Origin of the sequence: Streptosporangium sp. NPDC049644 (genome assembly GCF_040675205.1) — a bacterium.
Lineage (GTDB): Bacteria > Actinomycetota > Actinomycetes > Streptosporangiales > Streptosporangiaceae > Streptosporangium > Streptosporangium fukuiense.
Map to the genome: position 1 here is coordinate 26,071 of NZ_JBFAOJ010000027.1, position 20,385 is coordinate 46,455.

At 69.3% G+C, this 20,385-nt stretch carries 21 protein-coding genes; 9 read left to right on the top strand and 12 right to left on the bottom strand.

The features are described 5' to 3' along the window. Window positions 1–91: 91 nt before the first annotated feature. Genes AB0J58_RS17645 through AB0J58_RS17655 form a run of 3 tightly spaced genes read right to left on the bottom strand, consistent with a single transcriptional unit; the run spans window position 92 to window position 2,623 of the window. Window positions 92–805, bottom strand: coding sequence for an alpha/beta hydrolase (locus AB0J58_RS17645; RefSeq protein ID WP_364216606.1), 714 nt, complete (start codon window positions 803–805; stop codon window positions 92–94). Between the two features lie 34 nt (window positions 806–839). Then, window positions 840–1,160: an ATP/GTP-binding protein gene (locus tag AB0J58_RS17650; protein WP_364216609.1), complete on the bottom strand. Its 321-nt coding sequence runs from the start codon at window positions 1,158–1,160 to the stop codon at window positions 840–842. Beyond that, on the bottom strand, window positions 1,157–2,623 hold the full coding sequence (locus tag AB0J58_RS17655) for a 3-hydroxyacyl-CoA dehydrogenase NAD-binding domain-containing protein (RefSeq protein WP_364216612.1): 1,467 nt from the start codon (window positions 2,621–2,623) through the stop codon (window positions 1,157–1,159). Before AB0J58_RS17655 ends, AB0J58_RS17650 begins: the two co-directional genes overlap by 4 nt. Before the next feature lie 168 nt (window positions 2,624–2,791). On the opposite strand from AB0J58_RS17655, the gene AB0J58_RS17660 reads away from it, so the two are divergent. The 5 genes from AB0J58_RS17660 (at window position 2,792) to nucS (ending at window position 6,430) form a co-directional block, all read left to right on the top strand. After that, on the top strand, window positions 2,792–3,250 hold the full coding sequence (locus AB0J58_RS17660) for a hypothetical protein (RefSeq protein ID WP_364216615.1): 459 nt from the start codon (window positions 2,792–2,794) through the stop codon (window positions 3,248–3,250). After that, window positions 3,247–3,570 (top strand): transcriptional regulator, encoded by a 324-nt coding sequence (locus AB0J58_RS17665; protein ID WP_343975587.1) that lies wholly within the window; start codon window positions 3,247–3,249, stop codon window positions 3,568–3,570. The genes AB0J58_RS17660 and AB0J58_RS17665 overlap by 4 nt, the downstream gene beginning before the upstream one ends. After that, window positions 3,567–4,445, top strand: a complete 879-nt coding sequence (locus AB0J58_RS17670; RefSeq protein ID WP_364216618.1) for an ATP-binding cassette domain-containing protein — start codon at window positions 3,567–3,569, stop codon at window positions 4,443–4,445. The genes AB0J58_RS17665 and AB0J58_RS17670 overlap by 4 nt, the downstream gene beginning before the upstream one ends. After that, the gene (locus AB0J58_RS17675; protein ID WP_364216621.1) at window positions 4,442–5,596 is read left to right on the top strand and encodes an ABC transporter permease; all 1,155 of its coding nucleotides are present in this window, start codon (window positions 4,442–4,444) and stop codon (window positions 5,594–5,596) included. The genes AB0J58_RS17670 and AB0J58_RS17675 overlap by 4 nt, the downstream gene beginning before the upstream one ends. A 174-nt stretch (window positions 5,597–5,770) precedes the next feature. Then, window positions 5,771–6,430 (top strand): endonuclease NucS, encoded by a 660-nt coding sequence (nucS, locus tag AB0J58_RS17680; protein ID WP_343975596.1) that lies wholly within the window; start codon window positions 5,771–5,773, stop codon window positions 6,428–6,430. Here nucS and AB0J58_RS17685 read toward each other — a convergent pair. Further along, window positions 6,427–6,648, bottom strand: a complete 222-nt coding sequence (locus AB0J58_RS17685; protein ID WP_364216624.1) for a hypothetical protein — start codon at window positions 6,646–6,648, stop codon at window positions 6,427–6,429. The two genes, nucS and AB0J58_RS17685, sit on opposite strands and share 4 nt — an antisense overlap. Window positions 6,649–6,658: 10 nt before the next feature. Then, complete coding sequence (locus AB0J58_RS17690; RefSeq protein WP_364216626.1) at window positions 6,659–7,282, bottom strand: TetR/AcrR family transcriptional regulator; 624 nt, start codon at window positions 7,280–7,282, stop codon at window positions 6,659–6,661. Between the two features lie 212 nt (window positions 7,283–7,494). On the opposite strand from AB0J58_RS17690, the gene AB0J58_RS17695 reads away from it, so the two are divergent. From AB0J58_RS17695 to AB0J58_RS17705, 3 genes are all read left to right on the top strand, one after another. Continuing rightward, complete coding sequence (locus AB0J58_RS17695; RefSeq protein ID WP_364216629.1) at window positions 7,495–8,016, top strand: hypothetical protein; 522 nt, start codon at window positions 7,495–7,497, stop codon at window positions 8,014–8,016. Between the two features lie 708 nt (window positions 8,017–8,724). After that, window positions 8,725–10,206 carry an aldehyde dehydrogenase family protein gene (locus tag AB0J58_RS17700; protein ID WP_364216632.1) on the top strand — a complete coding sequence of 494 codons (1,482 nt, stop codon included), beginning with the start codon at window positions 8,725–8,727 and terminating at the stop codon, window positions 10,204–10,206. 127 nt (window positions 10,207–10,333) lie between these two features. Beyond that, window positions 10,334–10,939, top strand: coding sequence for a TetR/AcrR family transcriptional regulator (locus AB0J58_RS17705; RefSeq protein ID WP_364216635.1), 606 nt, complete (start codon window positions 10,334–10,336; stop codon window positions 10,937–10,939). 114 nt (window positions 10,940–11,053) lie between these two features. On the opposite strand, the gene AB0J58_RS17710 is transcribed toward AB0J58_RS17705, so the two are convergent. Together AB0J58_RS17710 and AB0J58_RS17715 are read right to left on the bottom strand one after the other, a co-directional pair. Continuing rightward, window positions 11,054–11,371, bottom strand: a complete 318-nt coding sequence (locus tag AB0J58_RS17710) for an STAS domain-containing protein (RefSeq protein WP_364216638.1) — start codon at window positions 11,369–11,371, stop codon at window positions 11,054–11,056. A gap of 257 nt (window positions 11,372–11,628) precedes the next feature. Further along, window positions 11,629–14,781: a S41 family peptidase gene (locus tag AB0J58_RS17715; protein WP_364216641.1), complete on the bottom strand. Its 3,153-nt coding sequence runs from the start codon at window positions 14,779–14,781 to the stop codon at window positions 11,629–11,631. 67 nt (window positions 14,782–14,848) lie between these two features. Here AB0J58_RS17715 and AB0J58_RS17720 point away from each other — a divergent pair, with 67 nt between their 5' ends. Then, on the top strand, window positions 14,849–15,439 hold the full coding sequence (locus tag AB0J58_RS17720) for a cob(I)yrinic acid a,c-diamide adenosyltransferase (protein ID WP_364216644.1): 591 nt from the start codon (window positions 14,849–14,851) through the stop codon (window positions 15,437–15,439). Between the two features lie 11 nt (window positions 15,440–15,450). On the opposite strand, the gene AB0J58_RS17725 is transcribed toward AB0J58_RS17720, so the two are convergent. From AB0J58_RS17725 to atpA, 5 genes are all read right to left on the bottom strand, one after another. Then, a complete protein-coding gene (locus AB0J58_RS17725) occupies window positions 15,451–15,864 on the bottom strand; it encodes a DUF2550 domain-containing protein (protein WP_343975635.1) in 414 nt (137 codons plus the stop codon). Window positions 15,865–15,908: 44 nt separating this feature from the next. After that, window positions 15,909–16,316 (bottom strand): F0F1 ATP synthase subunit epsilon, encoded by a 408-nt coding sequence (locus tag AB0J58_RS17730; RefSeq protein WP_343975638.1) that lies wholly within the window; start codon window positions 16,314–16,316, stop codon window positions 15,909–15,911. Between the two features lie 68 nt (window positions 16,317–16,384). Beyond that, window positions 16,385–17,812 carry a F0F1 ATP synthase subunit beta gene (gene atpD, locus AB0J58_RS17735; protein ID WP_364216647.1) on the bottom strand — a complete coding sequence of 476 codons (1,428 nt, stop codon included), beginning with the start codon at window positions 17,810–17,812 and terminating at the stop codon, window positions 16,385–16,387. A gap of 1 nt (window position 17,813) precedes the next feature. After that, the gene (locus AB0J58_RS17740) at window positions 17,814–18,716 is read right to left on the bottom strand and encodes a F0F1 ATP synthase subunit gamma (protein WP_364216650.1); all 903 of its coding nucleotides are present in this window, start codon (window positions 18,714–18,716) and stop codon (window positions 17,814–17,816) included. A 3-nt stretch (window positions 18,717–18,719) separates the two neighbouring features. Beyond that, complete coding sequence (atpA, locus tag AB0J58_RS17745; RefSeq protein ID WP_364216653.1) at window positions 18,720–20,369, bottom strand: F0F1 ATP synthase subunit alpha; 1,650 nt, start codon at window positions 20,367–20,369, stop codon at window positions 18,720–18,722. Window positions 20,370–20,385 lie beyond the last annotated feature (16 nt).

Genomic DNA, 20,385 nt, shown 5'->3' on the forward strand with positions numbered 1-20,385 from the left:
GACGTTGTGGTAACTCCGCGGTCAACGAATGGGACCCGGCAGGCGATACGGCGACGAGGAGTCCGGGACGGGCCCGAACCGGGCAGGGCAGCTACGAGCCGGCGACCTCGGTGGGGAGAGGATGGGCGGCCGGATTGACCCGCAGGACGATCTCGTTGAGGACGATCCGCACGTACGGCTCGCCGACCCACAGGTGCTTGGCGTCGTCCACCCCGACGACCTCGGCCTGGGGCACCCTGGCGAAGCGCTCGCGGGCCTGCTCGGGGCGGAGATAGTCGTCGAACTCCGGAACCAGCGCGATCAGCGGCCGCCCGAACTCCGCCCACCCGTCGAGGTCGGCGTCTCCTGCCCTGTGCAGCGGCGGGGAGAGCAGGATCGCCCCCTCCACCAGCGGGTCGCGGCCCCACTTGAGCGCCAGCTCGGTACCGAATGACCAGCCGAGCAGCCAGACCCGGGGCAGGTCGTGGAATTCGGCGTACTCCAGGGCCGCGACGACGTCCAGGCGCTCGTCCTCGCCCTTGCCGAAGACCCCCTGGGACGTTCCCCGCTCGGAGGTGGTGCCGCGCGTGTTGAACCGCAGCACCGCCAGGTCGGCGAGGGCGGGCAGCCGGTTGGCCGCCTTCTTGTAGACGTGGCTGTCCATCATGCCGCCGTGGGTGGGCAGCGGGTGCAGGCAGACCAGTGTGGCCACCGGAGGCTGCTCCGCGGGAAGGGCCAGCTCACCGACGAGCGTCAGCCCGTCACCGGTGTGCAGCTCGATCGGCTCCCTGCGCGCGGGCAGCACCGTAGAGGCCCGGATCTCCATGTCTCTCCTCATCGCGACCGGCGATCCACGCCGGTCAGTATCTGCTTCTGCCAGGACCGCGCCTGACCCGGTTGCGCCAGCACGCGGTGTGCCAGTGCCTGCGTTCCTCCTCGCCACCCTGCCAGGCGGGCCAGCTGACCAGGTGCGGCAGGCCCGGCCTGATCTCCTGGTCGCAGCCCGGGCAACGGTAGACCTTGTCCGCCGCGCCGCCGGTGACCCGGCGCACCTGCCAGTCACCGTCGGGCCACTCCTCCGTCCGGTCGACACCGGGCACAAAGCCGCCGAGAGGACGGGCCGCCCCCCGGTTGCCGCCGCGGTCGAACGGGTCGGCCCGACGGGCCCTGCGGGGGCTCACGGCAGGTCTCGGAAGCTCCGGACCCCCGCCGCGACAAGCTGTTCCAGCAGTGGCGCGGGGGCGAGGAACGGTTCGCGGTACTCCGCGTACAGGGCGCGCAGGCCGTCGCGGACGGTCTCCAGGCCCAGCTCGTCGAGCTTCTCGAACGGTCCCGCCTGGTAGCCGCAGCCGAGCCGCATCGCGGTGTCGATGTCGTCGCGGGTCGCGTAGCCGGAGTCGTACATCCGGACGGCGTCGTTGAGGTACGGGTACAGGAGCGCGTCGACCACGAACTCGGCCCTGTCCCGGCACGGCACCGGGACCAGGCCGACGAGCCGGACCAGTCCCTCCGCGGCGCGCGCGACCTCGGGCCCGGTGAGCGCGGTGGAGGCGACCTCGGCGACCTGGCCGCCCACCAGGTGCAGGCCGACCAGGCGTTCGGGGTGCGGGAGCCCGGGTGCCAGCTCGACGACGGGAACGCTGGACAGCGCGACGACCACCTCCGCGTCCTCCACCGGCACCGACTTGAGGCCCGCGGCGGAGAGCCTGGCGGCGAAGGCGTCGCCTCCCTCGCCCAGCACCGCGACCAGGCCGGCCGAGGGCTCGTCCGCCGCCGGCGCCACGGGTTCGGAAGCCCGGTGGAAGCCGCCACCCGACTTGCGGCCGAGCAGGCCGGCCGCGACCCGCTCGCGCAGGATCGGCGCGGCGGCGTGACGGCGGTCGTGGCTCTCCCTGAACAGCACGCTCAGCACCTCGTATGAGGTGTCCAGGCCGATCAGGTCGAGCAGGGCGAAGGGTCCCATCGGCAGCCCGGCGCCGAGCCGCATCGCGGTGTCGATGCCGTCGCGGGTGGCCACGCCGTTCTCCAGCAGGACCGCGGCGTGGTTGAGGTAGGGCAGGAGCAGCCGGTTGACCACGAACCCGGCGCGGTCGCCGACGGTCACCGGGGTCTTGCCGAGCCGGCGCGCGAGATCGGCGACCTCGCCTGCCAGGCCGTCGTCGGTGATCAGCGTGTGGATCACCTCGACCAGCCTCATGACCGGGGCCGGGTTGAAGAAGTGCATGCCGATCACCCGGCCGGCGCGGCCGGTGGTGGCCGCGATCTCGGTGACCGAGAGCGAGGAGGTGTTGGTGGCGAGCACCGCGGACGGCTTGCAGATCCGATCCAGGTCGGTGAAGAGCGCCCGCTTGAAGTCCATGACCTCCGGTACTGCCTCGATCACCAGGTCGGCGTCCGCGAGATCCTCCAGCGAGACGGTGAGGGTCACCCGGCCGAGGATCTCCGACCTCTCGGCCTCGCTCAGCCTGCCCTTGGCGACCGCGCGGCCCGTGGAGTCCTCCAGATGGCCCCGGCCTCGGGCCAACGCCTCCGGGCCGGCCTCCACGCCGATCACGGCGATGCCGGCACGGGCGAAGCACTCGGCGATCCCGGCGCCCATCGTGCCAAGGCCGACCACGCCGACCGTCTCGAAACTGCCCGCCATCGTTCTCCCCACCCTGTTCGCGGATCCCGCTCCGCGCGACAAACCGCCCGCTCCTTGAACCGCAACAGTCTCCCAGAGAGGGATCGGCTACCCAAAAGCCGGTCGAACATCCGGGAGCGGAAAGAAAGTACTTGAATAGGAGTTGAGTAGTAATTAGTATTCGAGTACATGAAGTCTGGAGGAGTCGTGGGAGACGACCTGACCCCGGAAGAGGCTCTGCGGCGGATCGGCGAGGTCGACCGGCGCACCCGGCGACCGGCACGCGTCGCGGGCCTGCTCTACGCGGTCCTCGGCCTGGCCACGATCGCGTACTGGCCGATCATGTATCTCGGCCCCTCCTGGTCCCAGGCCGCGGCCGGGGTGGCGTGGGTGGCGCTGACCGTCATGTTCGCCCGGCACCTCGGCCGGATGGGAATCGAGGACCGCGAGGTCACCTGGGCCAACAGATTCACCGGGCCGGTGACGGTCACCTACCTCGTCGCCGTCCTGGCCCTGTTCGTGTTCGGGGTCTTCTTCCGCCCCGACGACCCGGGCGGCGGCTGGATCGCGGCGCTGGTCACGTTGGCGGCCTGCGCGAGCGTCCCGCCCCTCTACGCGGCGTGGCGCGTGCTGCGGGCGGAGCGGTGAGCGGCAGGAGCGGTACGGGCTCGCACCCCCGGCACGACCTCGACGACGTCATCCACGCGCCCGTCCGACTGTCGATCATGGCCGCGCTGGCGGCCACCGACAGGGCCGAGTTCCGCTTCCTCCGCGACACCATCGAGGTCAGCGACTCCCTGCTCTCCAAGCATGTCATCACCCTGGAGGAGGCCGGCTACGTGCGCGTGGAGAAGGCCTTCGTGGGTAAACGCCCGCGCACCTGGCTGGCCCTCACCGACGAGGGCCGCCGGGCGTTCCATGACTACGTCTCCGTGCTGAGACGCCTTACCGAGGGACCTCCCCCATGATCGAGATAAACGACCTGCACAAACGATACGGCGACAAGACCGCCCTGGCCGGGGTGACGTTCTCCGTGAGGCCGGGCGAGATGTTCGGCTTCGTCGGAGCCAACGGCGCGGGCAAGACCACCACGATGCGCATCCTGATGGGCGTGCTGACCGCCGACTCGGGCTCGGTGCTCCGCGACGGCCGGCCCCTGACGTTCGAAGACCGGCGCCGGTTCGGTTACATGCCCGAAGAGCGTGGCCTCTACCAGAAGATGCGGGTCGCCGAACAGGTCGAGTACTTCGGCAGGCTCAGCGGCCTGACCGCAGGCGGGGCGAGGAGGGCCACCGGCGACCTGCTCGAACAGCTCTCGCTCACCGAACGCGCGAACGACACGGTGGACGCGCTCTCCCTGGGCAACCAGCAGCGCGTGCAGCTCGCGGTGGCGCTGGTGCACACCCCCGAGGTGCTCGTGCTGGACGAGCCCTTCTCCGGGCTCGACCCACTCGCCGTCGACGCGCTGGCCGGGGTGCTCGCCGCACGGTGCGAAGCGGGCGTGCCCGTGCTCTTCTCCAGCCACCAGCTGGACCTCGTCGAGCGGCTCTGCCACTCGGTCGGCATCATCTCCGCCGGTCGTATGACGGCCACCGGCGCGGTCGAGGAGCTGCGCGACCGGGAGGGACGCGGCACCCTCAGGGTGGTCGTCAGGGGCGCCGCCCCCGGCTGGGCCGCCTCGCTGCCGGGGGAGGTCGTCGAGAAGGGCGACGAGGTCCTCGTCACGGGCGTGGAGGACGACGGCCAGGAGATCCTGCGCCTCGCGGTCAGGGCCGGAAGTGTCGAGCACTTCGGCTGGCAGCGCCCCACGCTCACCGAGATCTTCAGGGAGGCCGTCGCATGAACGGTTTGTGGCTGGTCGCGCGGCGGGAGATCGTCACGCGCGGCCGTACGAAGGCGTTCGTCATCGGGCTGGTGGTGAGCGCGGTGCTGGTCGGCGCGCTCGCGTTCCTGCCCAGGCTCTTCTCCGGGCCCGACACCTACACCGTGGCGCTCGTCGGGCCGCAGTCGCAGGCGCTGCGGCCGGCCCTGACCGGCACGGCCAAGGACGTGTCGGTCACCGTCAGGGAGTTCCCCGACGAGACCGCCGCGAGCGACGCGGTCGGCACCGGCGACGTGGACGCCGCGGTGGTGGACGGCCGCAGGGTGCTCGCCGACGGCGAGGTCGACCGCGAGCTGGGCCTGCTGCTGGAGAGCGCGCACCAGACCGTCCAGACCCAGAGCCGGCTGGCCGAGGCGGGGCTGGACGCGGCCAAGGTGGCCCAGGCGATGCGGGTCACCCCCCTGGAACAGGTCTCGGTCGGCGCCGACACCCGCTACGCGGGCATCCGGACGGGCCTCGCCTCCCTGCTGGTCATGGTCCTGTTCTTCCTGCTCATCTACTCCTCCATGTACGTCGCCATGGGCGTGATCGAGGAGAAGGGCAGCCGGATCGTGGAGATCCTGCTGAGCTCGCTCCGCCCCTGGCAGCTACTCGGCGGCAAGATCGTGGGGCTGGGCGCGCTCGCGCTGGCCAACCTCGTCGTGATCATCGTGGCCGGTCTCGGCGCGGCGGTGGCGACCGGCCTCACCGCCGACCTGCCCCCGGGCATGACGGGCATCGTGATCAGCACCCTGTTCTGGTTCATCCTCGGTTACGCGTTCTTCGCCGCGCTGGCGGCGGCGCTCGGGTCGCTGGTGTCCAGGCAGGAGGACGCGAACAGTGTCCTGACGCCGATGACGATGCTCATGACGATCACCTACCTGGTGGCCTACTTCTCGGCGGTCCAGCCCGGCAGCGCGGTGGCCAGGATCCTGTCGCTGGTGCCGCCGTTCTCCTCGATGGTCATGCCGGTCCGGATGGCCGGGGGCGAGGTGCTCGCCTGGGAGATCGCGACGGGCGCGGTCCTGATGCTCCTGGCGACGGTGGGCACGCTCCTGCTCGGCGCGCGCATCTACCAGCGCGCCGTCCTGCGCACCGGTGCCCGCGTCAAACTCTCCGAGGCGGTCCGCTGAGGTCCGTACCCCGTCCGTACCGGCGCCCCGGCACGTGGGCCGCCCGTACGGACGGGACCGGCGCGGACCCGCGGGTCGACGGCGTGCCGGTTCGAACGCCGAGCCCGCACACCGCCCCGCCTGGCCTGACGGATCGCGGGGATCCGGGCTCCGCCGGGCCGATAGGGTTCGGTCATGCGTCTGGTCATCGCGCGGTGCAGCGTGGATTACGTCGGGAAGCTCACCGCCCATCTTCCGATGGCGCCTCGGCTCATCCTCATCAAGGCCGACAGCAGCGTCTCCATTCACGCGGACGATCGGGCCTTCAAGCCGCTGAACTGGATGAACCCGCCGTGCAAGCTCCGCGAGGAGGAGGGCACCTGGACGGTGACCCACGGCAAGACCGGTGAGAAGCTCGTCCTCACCATGGAGGAGATCATCCACGACACCAGCCACGAGCTGGGCGTGGACCCGGGGCTCATCAAGGACGGGGTCGAGGCCCACCTGCAGGAGTTGCTCGCCGAGCACATCACCACCCTGGGCGCGGGCTGGACGCTCGTCCGCCGCGAGTACATGACGGCCATCGGCCCGGTGGACATCCTCTGCCGCGACCACACGGGCGCCTCCGTGGCCGTGGAGCTCAAGCGCCGCGCCGGCATCGACGCCGTGGAGCAGCTCACCCGCTACCTGGAGTTGATGAACCGCGACCCCCTGCTCACCCCCGTGACCGGCATCCTGGCCGCCCAGAGCATCGCCCCGCAGGCCAAGACGCTGGCCGAGGATCGCGGAATCCGCTGTGTCACCCTCGACTACGACGAACTACGCGGCATCGAGCGCAACGACACGCTGTTCTAACAGGGCTTACGGGCGAGCCATGCCCGCACGCAGGTGGCGGCGGAAGGTCTCACGTCGTGCGGGTCGTCGATGACGTCTTCTTCGAGCATCGCCACACCGACGGCGCCGAGTGGCGAAAGGCCGGTCGCGACCGTCACCGTTGGCTCCAGGCGGCGCAGCGCCAGGACAGCGGTCAGGCCGCCCAGTGCGCTGAGCGAGTCCGGTGCGGCACGTCGCACACCCCGGCCGTCAGGGTGACAGCAGCCCGTGACACAGCTGGTCGGCACTCCAGTCCTGCCACCGTGCCGTGCTCCACCCGCATTCGCGGGTCATCACCAGAAACAGATCCGGCGACAGCAGCCCGACCGTGATGTCGGTGGCTTGGCCCTCGGTCAGGCCGGGCCGCAGGGCCCGCAGGCGGGCCAGGATGGCGACGACCTCCCCGTGAGCGGTGTGCCGCTGCTCGCTGTTGGCGGCCCATTGGGCGGCCATGTCGGGGTCGCCGGCCGCCGCGTCGCGAACCACCGCGAGGACGAGGGCGACCCGGTCGAGAATGACACCGCTCTGGTGCACCCATCCCCGCACCACCGCCATCGGGTCCTGCGCCGCCTGCAAGGCGGCGAACCAGGGCCGTTTCAGCAGCGGCACGGGGTCGTCGTCTCCGACAGAGGCGACATCGACCACGTGCTTGAGCAGCTGGCTCTTGGTTCCGTAGTGGAAGTAGACCGTCTGCACCGACACCCCGGCCGCGTCGGCGATCTGCTGGAAGGTCGTCCCGGCATAGCCGCGCACCACGAACAGCCCTTGCGCGGCGTTCACGATACGGCTTCTGGTCTGTGCCGAGCGCCGCTTGGGGCTCTTGACGTCCTCCATCGATTTAGAGTAACACTTTAAAGTGGCACTACAAGTTGAGGTGGTTCACGACCGCCCTGGGCGGGTTACACCACGCCAAGCCGCCCGTCTCGAGCGTGCACAAGAGCCTGGAGTGGTATCGGCGCGCCCTCGGCCACCCGGCTCCGGGGCTCCGGCAGCACCGCCGGGGCCGGCCACTGACGCATCCCCAAGCCACAGAAAGAGGACCTACCGTGATCGGCACCCCCCTCCTTGCCGGGCTCGTCGTGGCCGCGGCCATCACCGCGCCCGCGCCTGTCACCGCCCACACGGACGTGCAGCGTCCGGCCGCGGCGGCCGACTGGCCGGAATCCGGCTCGTTCCTCAGGTACGACTACGACCCCGCCACGGACAAGTTCGAGGCCTCGACGAAGGGCACCTACGAGATAACCGGCATCCACCCCGACCTCTTCCAGCCGGTCGGCACCGCCCACCTGAAAGGCAATGTGACCAACCACACCACGGGCGACTTCCGCTGCGCCTTCGGGCTCTTCCGCATCACCTATCGCGCCGCCGACGGAAACCTGCTGCCCACCATGAAGTACTACCGGAACTGCAAGGGCAAGACCGCGATGACCTTCGAGTTCTCCTACCCGAATGTCCACCGGCTCGAAGTCAAGGCGTGCACCGACGGCAAGCGCCCGGAAGGCACCAGGCCATCGCTGCACTGCGTGGAGAGCGGCGGGTGGAAGGTCCTCTATGTGAGCTACCCCTGAGCGGTTCGGGACTGTACGGTTTTCGGCTCTGTCGCAGATTCGGCGGTGGCGGAACATCCCTCTGCGTCACTGTGAGCCATGCGCGATGTCAACGAGCTCGCGAGTGTGGTGTTTTCGGGGTTTGCGCGGACGGCAAACCACCGTGCGCTGACAGGCAAGATCCGGCCCGCCACCGGAAATCCCACCTTCGGCCTCATTTCAGCCTGCCCTCAAACGGTATTGCGCCCAGTCCTCATCCAGAGACGCGATTTCCGGCACCAAGAACAGGCGGTCCGTCCCCGCCGTGCCGTATCAGCAGAAGAGAAGCACATGGACAACTGAAAAAAGGCCGCCATCGCACTTGTGGCCATGGTCACGTTGACCGGGCTCACTTTCATCCGGCAACCGCCTCCGCCGCCCGGGAGAACGCCAAGATCTGCCAGCAGGCGAGCAGGTCCGTACGGTACCTCTCCTACAGATCCGACAACAGCGGAAGAACGTCGACGACCGGCGGACCCGGGCGGCAGACGCCCCGGCGGGTGGACAGCCCAGCTTGTAAGTAATGGTTTACTGTGCAACGACTTCCGGTCTATCGTGGGCGGAACGTGCCCGTACCGCCCGCTGCGGGGGCGGCGGGCGCCGCGCATCTCGCCTTTCCGGCGGGCGCCGACCTCCCCTGAGCGGCGTTTCGCCTTCCAGGGCATCCGTCACGGCACAGAGGAGACGACCTTGACCACGGCGACCGGACAGCGCACCTTCGACTCTCTCGACCCAGCCACCGGTGCCGTCGTCGGCACCCATCCGATCCAGGACGCCGCGGCGGTGCGCGCCGCGGTGGCGGAGGCCGGGATCGCCGCGGCCTGGTGGGCCGGACTGGACCGGGCCGAGCGCAGGCGTCGGCTGCTCGACTACAAGGCGGTCCTCACCCGTGATCTGACCAGGATCGCCCGCCTCGTCCACGAGGAGACGGGCAAGCCCGAGGCCGACGCCACCCTGGAGGTCGTCCTGGCCATCACCCACCTCGACTGGGCCGCCAGGAACGCGCACAAGGTGCTCGGGATGCGACGGGTATCCCCCGGACTGGTCGGCGCCAACCTCGCGGCCACCCTGGAGTACCTGCCGCTGGGGGTGGTCGGGGTGATCGGGCCGTGGAACTATCCGGTCTTCACCCCGATGGGGTCGATCGCCTACGCGCTGGCCGCGGGGAACGCGGTGGTGTTCAAGCCCAGCGAGCTGACCCCGGGCGTGGGCGTGCTACTGGCCGCGCTGTTCACCGAGGCGGTACCGGAGCACCAGGTCTTCCAGACCGTCACCGGGCTGGGCGAGACCGGCGCGGCCCTGGCGGGGGATCCCGGGGTGGCGAAGATCGCCTTCACCGGCTCGACCGCCACCGCCAAGCGGGTGATGGCCGCGTGCGCGACGAACCTGACGCCGCTGGTCGCCGAGTGCGGCGGCAAGGACGCGCTGATCGTGGACGCCGACGCCGACCTGCCCGCCGCCGCGGACGCGGCGTTGTGGGGCGCGCTGTCCAACGCGGGCCAGACCTGCGTCGGGGTGGAGCGGATCTATGTGGTGGACGCGGTCTACGACGCCTTCATGAAGGAACTCACCGATCGGGCCGGGCAGGTGAAGGCCGGACGCGACTACGGCCCAATCACCATGCCCGCCCAGCTGGACATCATCCGGCGGCACATCGACGACGCGGTCACGGGCGGCAGGGCCGTGCTGGGCGGGACCGACTCGGTCCGGGCGCCCTTCGTCGACCCGGTGATCGTCGAGGACGTGCCCGAGGACTCCTCCGCGGTCCGCGAGGAGACGTTCGGCCCGACGGTGACGGTGAAGCGGGTCGCCGATGTGGAGGAGGCACTGGAGAAGACCAATGCCACCGCGTACGGCCTGGCCGGGACCGTCTTCTCGGGAAACACCCGGCGGGCTCTGGAACTCGCTCGCCGGATGCGCGGCGGGATGACCGCGATCAATTCGATCATCTCCTTCGCGTCGATCCCCGCGCTGCCGTTCGGCGGGGTCGGAGACTCCGGATTCGGCCGTATTCACGGCGCGGACGGGCTGCGGGAGTTCGCCCGCCCCAAGGCCGTCTCCCGCCAGCGCTTCGCGCTGCCCGGGATGAACCTCACCTCGTTCACCCGTGGCCAGAAGGAACTTGACCGACTGGTCAGGCTTGTCACCTTCTTGCATGGACGACGCAGGTAATAGCACAGCGCCCCTTCCACAAAAAGGATCTTGCACCCATAATGGTTGATTCTGGGGGCCAGAGCCATGAGGTGGAAGTGATAAAGCGATTATTTGTCAACCCCATACCGACGTTCAGGGGCTTGACATGAACGGACGGTCTTATCGGGGAATGTCGGCGGAGGAGCGGCTGGCGGAACGCCGGGAACGTCTGATCTCCGCGGCGTACAACCTCTACTCCGATCCAGGATTCCCCGAAACCACGATCGAGAGGTTGTGCGCCGCGGCACGCATCTCCAACCGCGCCTTCTACGAATGCTTCTCCGGGCGCAACGAGCTGATGCGGGCCGTGCACGACCGGTGCGTGCACGAGACGCTGCAATCGGTGGCGAAGTCCATAGAGCAGGCTCCCGACACCCTGGCCACCCGGGTCGAGGCGGGAATCTCGGGATACATCAATTTCGTCACCGAAGACAGGCGCCGGGCCAGGATCATGCATCTGGAGGTGCGCAGAGCCGGTGACTGCCTCGTCAGCTCACGGCAGCTGGCCGTCACGGCCTTCACCACCATGATCGAAATGAACGTCACGAATCTGCCGGAGGCGGTCAAGGCCAACCGGCACCTGCTCGCGCTGGGCATGATCGGAGCGATCCAGGAGCTGCTCATCGAGTGGGTGCTGGCCGACGATCCGCCCTCGACCGAGAGCATGATCAGCACTGCCGTTCACATTTTCTACCGGTCTTTCACCGGCTGACCGGGTCACCTCGGTACGGCCTCGACGAGGCGGAGACGAGGACGGGCCTTAGCCGGCCCGTCCTCCGATATGTTCCGGTGCCGCCGATGTCCCGGACTCCGACGGGCGGCCGGATCAGGCCACCGCGGCCATGGGGTCCTCGACGGCGAGGACCCGGTTGAGCCGGGTCACCGCCAGCACCCGCATGATCCTCGGTGGCACCCCCCTGAGAATGAGGCGGCGTTCCGCGCCCACAGCGCGGCGATGCGTGCCCACCAGCACCCCCAGCCCGGTGGCGTCGATCATTTCCAGCCCGGAAAGATCCACGATCAGGTCGCCGCGCCCGGAGTCGACCGCCTCGTGCAGCCGCGGGCGCACTCCGGTGACGGTTCCCACGTCGAGACGGGTCCCGATGCCGACCACCTGGGCCCGGGAGTTACCAGAGACGCGCATGCCTCCCCCTCACACCCGGCCACGAAGGAGACGTGGCCAGGCACAACGGCGGTGCGTCACCGCAGCCAGTCGATCACGCACCGCATCCATATGATGGCACAGCGTGCAAGAAGCCGCGAACCTCTCCCGCTTCCGAATTCACTCTTCTTACCCACATGAGAACCCCGTGCCCGAATCAACAGATAAAACTCGGATCAAAGCCAACCTTTTTGCTGGGCCAACCGGATGGCGATGATCCGGTTGGCCACACCTGTCACCTATGCGCGGGGCGGCAGCGCGGGGCGGCGGCGGGACGGCCGAGTGGAGGCGTCGGGCGGGGTCGCCGCCGGGCGCTCGTCCAGCGCGGCCAGCACGAGCCGTACCGCCTCCTCGATCTGCGGATCCCTGCCCGCCGCCCAGTCGTCGGGGCTGATGTCGATCTCGACGTCCGGCTCGACGCCGTAGTTCTCCACGCCCCAGCCGAGCCCCTCGAACCAGAAGGAGTACCTGGGCACGGTGATGTGCGACCCGTCGACCAGCCGGTGGCTGCCCTCGATGCCGATGACGCCACCCCAGGTGCGGGTGCCCACCACCGGCCCGAGCTTGTAGATCTTGAAGGCCGCGGTGACGATGTCGCCGTCGGATCCGGCGTTCTGGTTGGTGATCGCGACCAGCGGGCCGCGCGGCGCGTCCTCGGGATAGGTGATCGGCTTCATGCCCCTGGGCAGGTCCCAGCCGATGACCCGGCGGATCAGCCTCTCGATGACCAGCTCGGAGGTGTGGCCGCCTCGATTGTTCCGTACGTCCACCACCAGCCCCTCGAAGGTCATCTCCCTGCGCAGGTCGCGGTGGAACTGCGCCCAGCCCTCGGCGACCATGTCCGGGATGTGCAGGTAGCCGAGGCGGCCGCCACCGAGCTCCCTGACCCGTGCCCGGCGCCCGGCCACCCAGTGCTGGTAACGCAGGCGCCTGTCGTCGCCGAGCGGCGTGACGACCACCCTCCGGCCGCCGCCCAGGGTCAGCTCGACCGGCTTGTCCGCGGCGCCGACCAGCAGCCGGGCGGGACCCTCCGGTGGCACCGGGCGGCCGTCGACCACGAGCAGCGCCTCTCCCTCCATGACCGCCGCCCCGGGCCCGGCCAGCGGCGAGCGGGCGTGCACGTCGGAGGACTCGGCGGGCAGCACCGTGTCCACCTGCCAGCGGCCGTCGGCCCCCCGGGAGAGATCGGCACCGAGCAGGCCGACCGGCTCCGAGGCCGGGTAGCCCCAGGCCGCCGCGTCGACATAGGCGTGCGAGCTGCCCAGTTCCCCCACGACCTCCCAGAGCAGGTCGGCGAAGTCGTCGGCGGTGGCGACGCGGTCCACCAGCGGCCGGTACTCCTCCAGCACGACCTCCCATTCGACGTCGGCCATGTCCTCGACCCAGAAGTCGGCGCGCATCCGGCGGCCCGCCTGGGCGTAGGCGTGCCGGCGCAGGGCCTGAGGATCTCCGGTGATCCGGATCCTGGACAGGTCGACGGTCGTCTCGTCGCCGTTCTTGGTGCCCGGCTTGCCGGCGGCCGGGCGGACCGTGAGCGTGCCCTTGTCACTGACGACGAGCTGCGTGCCGTCACCGCTCACCCGGTACCAGTCGAGCTTGTCGACCACCTCCTCCCACTTGCGCTTGTCCAGGTCGTAACGGTCCAGCGCCGCCCGGGGCGCCTCGCTCCCCACCTCGTCCCTGTCCTCGCCGAGTTCCCCGGCCAGCGGCTCGCGCAGCCAGACGAACCCGCCCTTGACCGCCCGCAGGTCCGAATACCGCCCCTCGGGGACCGGCACCTGCACGACCCTGGCGGCGATGCCGTCCAGGTCCACGGTGATCGCGGCCTCGTCCCGCTTGTCGTCGTCACCGGAGTCGGCGACCGGCCGCCCCGCGGAGCTGGGCGCGAACGGGGACGGCGTGGAGGCGGCCAGCGGCACCAGATAGGGCCGATAGCCGAGCGGGAAGGACATGTCGAAGGAGTGCGCGTCATAGATCGGGTCGAAGCCGCGCCGCGACAGGAACGCCAGGTGGTCCCCGGCGAACGCGGGCGAGATGTCGGCGAACCTGCCGTCGGTGACATCGGTCACCACCCGGTCGGCCACCCTGGCCAGCCTGATCCTGCGCAGATGCTCGCTGTCCGGGTGCGACCAGGCCAGCCAGCCCGAATCCGGCGACCAGGCGAGACCCCGGATCTCACCGTGGGCCCTCGTCAGCTCCACCACCTCGCCGGAGGCCACGTCCACCAGGAGCAGCCGCCCGTCCCTGGCGCTCACCGCGATCGCGTTCCCGTCGGGTGCGACGGCCAGGTCCCCGACCTCGCCCAGCTTGCCCGCGGCGATCCTGCGGCTCTCCCCGCCCCCCGCGGGGACGATCTCCAGTCCCTGGGTCTCGCCGTCGTCGAAGACCCACACCACCCGGTCGTCGCCGAGAAGGCGGGGCCGCCCGGCCGACAGACCGGTGCTGAGCTGCCGCGCCGGGCCGTCCCGATGGGTCACCCAGTGCACCGTCCCCTGGACCTCCACCACGCTGGCCCGCCCGGTGGCGTCCACGGCCAGGTCGTGCAGCCGCCTGCCCGCGTTGACCTGGTAGGGCTGCCGCCCCCGCAGCGGGGAGCCGAGCGTGACGTCGAGCTTGCGGGCCTCGGCGTCAAGATCGTCCAGAAGGTAGAGGTCACCGGCGTTCTGGTAGACGATCCGTCTCCCGTCGGTGGCGGCGTTCCTGGCGTAGAAGGCTTCGTGGTCGGTATGGCGGCGCAGGCCGGTGCCGTCCAGCTCACAGGAGTAGAGGTTACCGATGCCCTCGTGGTCGGAGAGGAAGGCGAGCCGGCCCCCGACGAGCATCGGATCGGCCAGCTGGCTGTTCAGATCGGCCAGGATCCGGGTGAAGTCACCCTCTCCCCGCCGCACCCACAGCCGGCCCGCCGTACCGCCCCGGTAGCGTTTCCAGGTCGCCGGATCGCGGAAGAGCGCCGCGGTGAGAAGTGCCACCGCGTCTTCGGTGACCGAGAGGTCGTTGACCGGACCGTACGGCAGCCGCTCGACTCCGTCGCCGAGCGTGTAGGCCCAGGTCTGCCAGAGGAACGGCTGGCCGGTCGCGCTGGTCGCGAGGACCTCTCCCTCCGGTGTCCAGCCGCGCGCGCGGGTCCGCGCGTTCCCCCAGTAGGTCAGCCGCTCGGCGGATCCGGAGTCCAGATCCGCCAGGTAGATCTCGGGGGCGCCGTCGCGAACGCTGGACCAGGCGACCTTGGTGCCGTCAGGTGAGAGGCGGGGATGGCTCGCGGGAGCCCGGTCGGCGGAGAGGCGCCACGCCCGGCCGCCGTCCGCCGGAGCCACCCAGACGTCGTCGTCCGCGACGAAGGTCAGTGTCTCGTGGGAGAGGTGTGGGTATCGCAGGTAGAAACCAGAAACCATTAACAAATCATATTGTCGACTATCGGGTGAATCGGGGGCAATTTTCGCCCCCGATAAGCTGGACGGCATGACGCGAGCTGACAGAGACAACCCGGTGGTGCTCTCCAAGATCTACACCCGCACCGGAGACGACGGCACGACCGCGCTCGGCGACATGAGCCGTACCCGCAAGACCGACCCTCGCCTGGCCGCCTACGCGGACGTCGAGGAGGCCAACGCGGCGATCGGTGTGGCACTGGCCACGGGTTCCCTGGAGGCGGACGTCGCCGCCGTTCTCACCCGGATCCAGAACGAGCTGTTCGACGTCGGAGCCGACCTCTGCACCCCGGTCACGGAGAACCCCGAGTTCCCGCCGCTGCGGGTCGAGCCCTCCTACATCGAATGGCTCGAGGCGCGCTGTGATGAGTTCAACGAGCGCCTCAAGCCGCTGCGCAGCTTCATCCTGCCCGGCGGCACCCCGGCCGTGTCCTGGCTGCACGTCGCCAGGACCGTGGTCCGGCGGGCCGAGCGGACCGTCTGGTCGGCGCTGGAGGTCCACGACGACGTCAACCCGCTGACCGCGAAGTACCTCAACCGGCTGAGCGACCTGATGTTCATCCTCTGCCGGGTGGCCGCGGGCGGCGACGAGATCCTCTGGAAGCCCGGCGGCACCCGCTGACGCGGAAAGGATCAGGCGACGTCGAGATGGGCGCTGGGCGGGGCGGACTCCAGCCAGGCCACGAAACCGGTCAGCGCACGGTATCCCATGGCGAGTTCGAAGGCGCTCTGCCCGTTGCGGCACTCAAGCGCCGTCACCCCCTCGATGAACCCGAAGAACTCACCGGGGCCGACCTTACGACGGCCGGAAACGACAAGGCCGCGCCTCACGATGACGTGGCGCGGCCTTGGCAGCAAACCTATGAGCGGGATCCAGTTGAGGTGGCCGTCGGCATAGCGGGCCACTCCGACCCGCCACCCTCGCTCCCTCGACATGGGGCGCAGGCAACACAGCACCGATCCTCGGAAGCGGGTCAGGATGAGCACCCTGAGCGCCAGGAGGGCGACGAGCAGCCCCACCACGATGAGTACGTCCAGCACCACCATGTCTGCCCGCCCCCCAACAAGCCCTTACCGCTGAGAAGCCGAATTTATCCGACTTCTTCTCCGGCCGCGCGCAGCCGGGCCCTGGCACGCTTGGCCTCGGCAGCCGCGTCCGCGTCTTCCTGGCCGGACTCGACCGAGGCCTGAGCCCGCTCCAGCGCGCTCCTGGCCCGGGCGATGTCGATCTCGGAACCAAGCTCGGCGATCTCGGCCAGGATCGACACCTCGTCGTCGGCCACCGAGAGGAACCCTCCGTGGACGGCGGCGACGAGATCGGCTTCGCCGTCACCTCGCTTGATCTTCAGCAGCCCGCCCTCGACGAGAACGCCGAGCACGGGTGCGTGTTTAGGCATGATACCGATCTCGCCGTCGACGGTCTTGGCAATCACCATGTCGGCCTCGCCGGACCAGATCTCCCGCTCCGGGGAGACGACGCCTACTCGCAGCTTCGCCACTTTCTCTCCAGTTCCTTATCGAACCAGGTGCCGGTACGACCGCGTGACCGTACCGGCACCGAAGGCGACTAGCGGGCGAGTTCCTTGGCCTTGGCCACGGCCTGGTCGATGCCACCGACCATGAAGAACGCCTGCTCGGGCAGGTGGTCGTAGTCGCCGGCGCACAGGCCCTTGAACGAGGCGATGGTCTCGTCCAGCGGCACGTTCTCTCCGGGCTGACCGGTGAACGCCTCGGCGGCGTACATCGGGTGGGACAGGAAGCGCTCGATACGACGGGCCCGGTTGACGGTGACCTTGTCCTCTTCGGAGAGCTCGTCGATACCGAGGATCGCGATGATGTCCTGCAGTTCCTTGTACTTCTGCAGGATCCGCTTGGTCTCCTGAGCCACCCGGTAGTGCTCCTCGCCCACGATCAGCGGGTCGAGGATCCGCGAGGTGGAGTCGAGCGGGTCCACCGCGGGGTAGATGCCCTTCTCCGAGATCGGCCGCGAAAGCACGGTCTGCGCGTCGAGGTGCGCGAACGCGTTGTGCGGGGCCGGGTCGGTGATGTCGTCCGCGGGGACGTAGATCGCCTGCATGGAGGTGATCGAGTGACCGCGGGTCGAGGTGATGCGCTCCTGCAGAACACCCATCTCGTCGGCCAGGGTCGGCTGGTAACCCACCGCGGACGGCATGCGGCCGAGCAGGGTGGACACCTCGGAACCGGCCTGGGTGAACCGGAAGATGTTGTCGATGAAGAGCAGCACGTCCTGCTTCTGCACGTCACGGAAGTACTCCGCCATGGTCAGGGCGGAGAGCGCGACGCGCAGACGGGTGCCCGGGGGCTCGTCCATCTGGCCGAAGACGAGGGCGGTGTCCTTGAGGACGTTCGCCTCCTCCATCTCCAGCCAGAGGTCGTTGCCCTCACGGGTGCGCTCGCCGACGCCGGCGAACACCGAGGTGCCACCGAAGTTGCGGGCGACCCGGCGGATCATCTCCTGGATCAGCACGGTCTTGCCCACGCCCGCGCCGCCGAACAGGCCGATCTTGCCACCCTGCACGTACGGGGTGAGCAGGTCGATGACCTTGATGCCGGTGGTCAGCATCTCGGTGCGCGACTCAAGGGTGTCGAAGGCGGGCGAGGGGCGGTGGATGCCCCAGCGCTCCTCGATCTTGAGCGACGCGGTGGGCACGTCCAGCGCCTCGCCGAGCGTGTTCCACACGTGGCCCTTGACGACGTCGCCGACCGGCACGGAGATGGCCGCGCCGGTGTCGGTCACCGCCGCACCACGGGTCACACCGTCGGTGGGCTGCATGGAGACGGCCCGGACCAGGTTGTCACCCAGGTGCTGGGCGACCTCCAGGGTCAGCAGCTTGGTCTCCCCGCCGAGGGTGACCTCGGTGGTGAGCGCGTTGTAGATCTCGGGCATCGCCTCGACGGGGAACTCCACGTCGACGACGGGACCGGTGACCCGCGCGACGCGGCCCACGCCGGTCTCAACAGTCTGTGCAGTCATTTCACTCTTTCCCCGCTGCGGCGTCAGCCAGCGCGCTCGCGCCACCGACGATCTCGCTGATTTCCTGGGTGATCTCGGCCTGGCGAGCTTGGTTCATCTGCTGGGTGAACGTTCGGATGAGCTCGTTGGCGTTGTCGGTCGCCGACTTCATCGCCCGGCGACGTGACGCCTCCTCCGAGGCCGCCGACTGGAGCAGCGCGCTGAAGATACGCGACTCCACATAGCGCGGCAGCAGCGTGTCGAGGACATCGGCCGCGCTGGGCTCGAACTCGAAGTACGGCAGCGGCGTGCTGTCCACCGGCTCGACGGTCTCCTCGACCTCCAGCGGCAGGATTCGCTTGATCACGACCTCCTGCGTCAGCATCGAGACGAACTGGGTCGAGACGATGTGGATCTCGTCCACCCCGTCCTCGGCCGAGAACGAGTCGATCAGCACTCCGGCGATCTCCTTGGCGTCCGAGTAGGCGGGCTTACGGGAGAACCCCGTCCACTGCCCGCTCATCTCGCGGCCACGGAAGCTGTGCCAGGCGACACCCTTGCGGCCGGTCACGAAGGGCACGGGCTCGATGCCCTTGTCCTTCAGCAGACCGGCGAGGGCCTCGGCCTCACGCAGCACGTTCGCGTTGAAGCCGCCGCAGAAGCCGCTGTCGCTGGTGACGATGAGCACGGCGGCCCTGGCGGGCCGCTCCTTCTCCACGGTCAGCGGGTGGTCGACGCTGGCGGTGTTGCTGACGACGCCCGTCACGGCGCGAGTGATCTCGCGCTCGTACGGCACCGCCGCCTGCATCCGCAACTGCGCCTTCACGATACGCGACGAAGCGATGAGCTCCTGGGCGCGCGTGATCTTCGCCGTTGACTTGACCGACTTGATCCGCCGCCGCAGCAGTCTTAGCTGGGCACCCATCGGCTACTTCTTCTCAGCCGTACGGACGCGCTTGGTGATCTTTTCCTGGCCGACCTCTTCGGCGCCGAGCGCCTCGACCGGCTCCTCGTTGACCAGCAGCTCGCCCGCGGAGGTCTCGAAGGTCCTCTTGAACGCGGTGACGGCGTCCTTGAGAGCGGTGACCGTGTCCTCGGACAGGGCCTTGGTCTCGCGGATGCTGTCGAAGATGCCCTTCTTCTCCCGGCCGATGTAGTCCAGGAAGTCCGCCTCGAAACGGCGGATGTCCTCGACCGGGACCTCGTCGAGCTCACCCGTGGTGCCGGCCCAGATGGAGACGACCTCCTGCTCGACCGGGAAGGGGCTGTACTGCGGCTGCTTGAGCAGCTCGACCAGGCGCTGACCGCGCTCCAGCTGGGCCTTGGAGGCCGCGTCCAGGTCGGAGGCGAAGGAGGCGAAGGCCTCCAGGTCCCGGTACTGGGAGAGCGACAGGCGCAGCGTGCCGGCGACCGACTTCATCGCCTTGGTCTGGGCCGAGCCGCCGACTCGGGAGACCGAGACACCGACGTTGATGGCGGGACGGACACCGGCGTTGAACAGGTCCGTCTCCAGGAAGACCTGGCCGTCGGTGATGGAGATGACGTTGGTCGGGATGAACGCCGAGACGTCGTTGCCCTTCGTCTCGATGATCGGCAGACCGGTCATCGATCCGGAACCCATCTCCTTCGACAGCTTCGCGCAGCGCTCCAGCAGGCGGGAGTGCAGGTAGAAGACGTCGCCGGGGTAGGCCTCACGGCCCGGCGGACGACGGAGCAGCAGGGAGACCGCGCGGTAGGCGTCGGCCTGCTTGGTCAGGTCGTCGAAGACGATGAGAACGTGCTTGCCCTGGTACATCCAGTGCTGGCCGATGGCCGAACCGGTGTAGGGGGCGAGGTACTTGTAACCGGCCGGGTCGGACGCCGGAGAGGCGACGATGGTGGTGTACTCCAGCGCGCCCGCCTCCTCAAGGCGAGCCTTGACCTGGGCGATCGTGGAACCCTTCTGGCCGACCGCGACGTAGACGCAGCGGACCTGCTTGTCCGGGTCGCCGGAGAGCCAGTTCTCCCGCTGGTTGAGGATGGTGTCCACGGCGATCGCGGTCTTGCCGGTGCCACGGTCACCGATGATCAGCTGGCGCTGGCCGCGGCCGATCGCGGTCATCGCGTCGATCGCCTTGATGCCGGTGGCGAGGGGCTCCTTCACCGGCTGGCGCTGCACGACGGAAGGCGCCTGGAGTTCGAGGGGACGAACACCCTCGGACTCGATGGCACCCTTGCCGTCCAGCGGATTGCCCAGCGGGTCGACCACTCGGCCGAGGAAGCCGTCGCCGACCGGCACGGACAGGACCTCGCCCGTCCGGCGGACCGACTGGCCCTCCTCGATCTTGCTGAAGTCGCCCAGAACAACGACACCGATCTCCCGGACGTCCAGGTTCAGTGCCAGGCCACGCGTGCCGTCCTCGAACTCAAGCAGCTCGTTCGCCATCGCCGAGGGAAGGCCGGAGACATGGGCGATACCGTCGCCGCAGTCGACGACGGTCCCGATCTCCTCACGCGCGGCGCCTTCCGGCTCGTACGCCTGGACGAAGCGCTCAAGTGCGTCCCGGATCTCGTCCGGCCGGATCGTAAGCTCCGCCATCTCTCTTCAGTCTCCC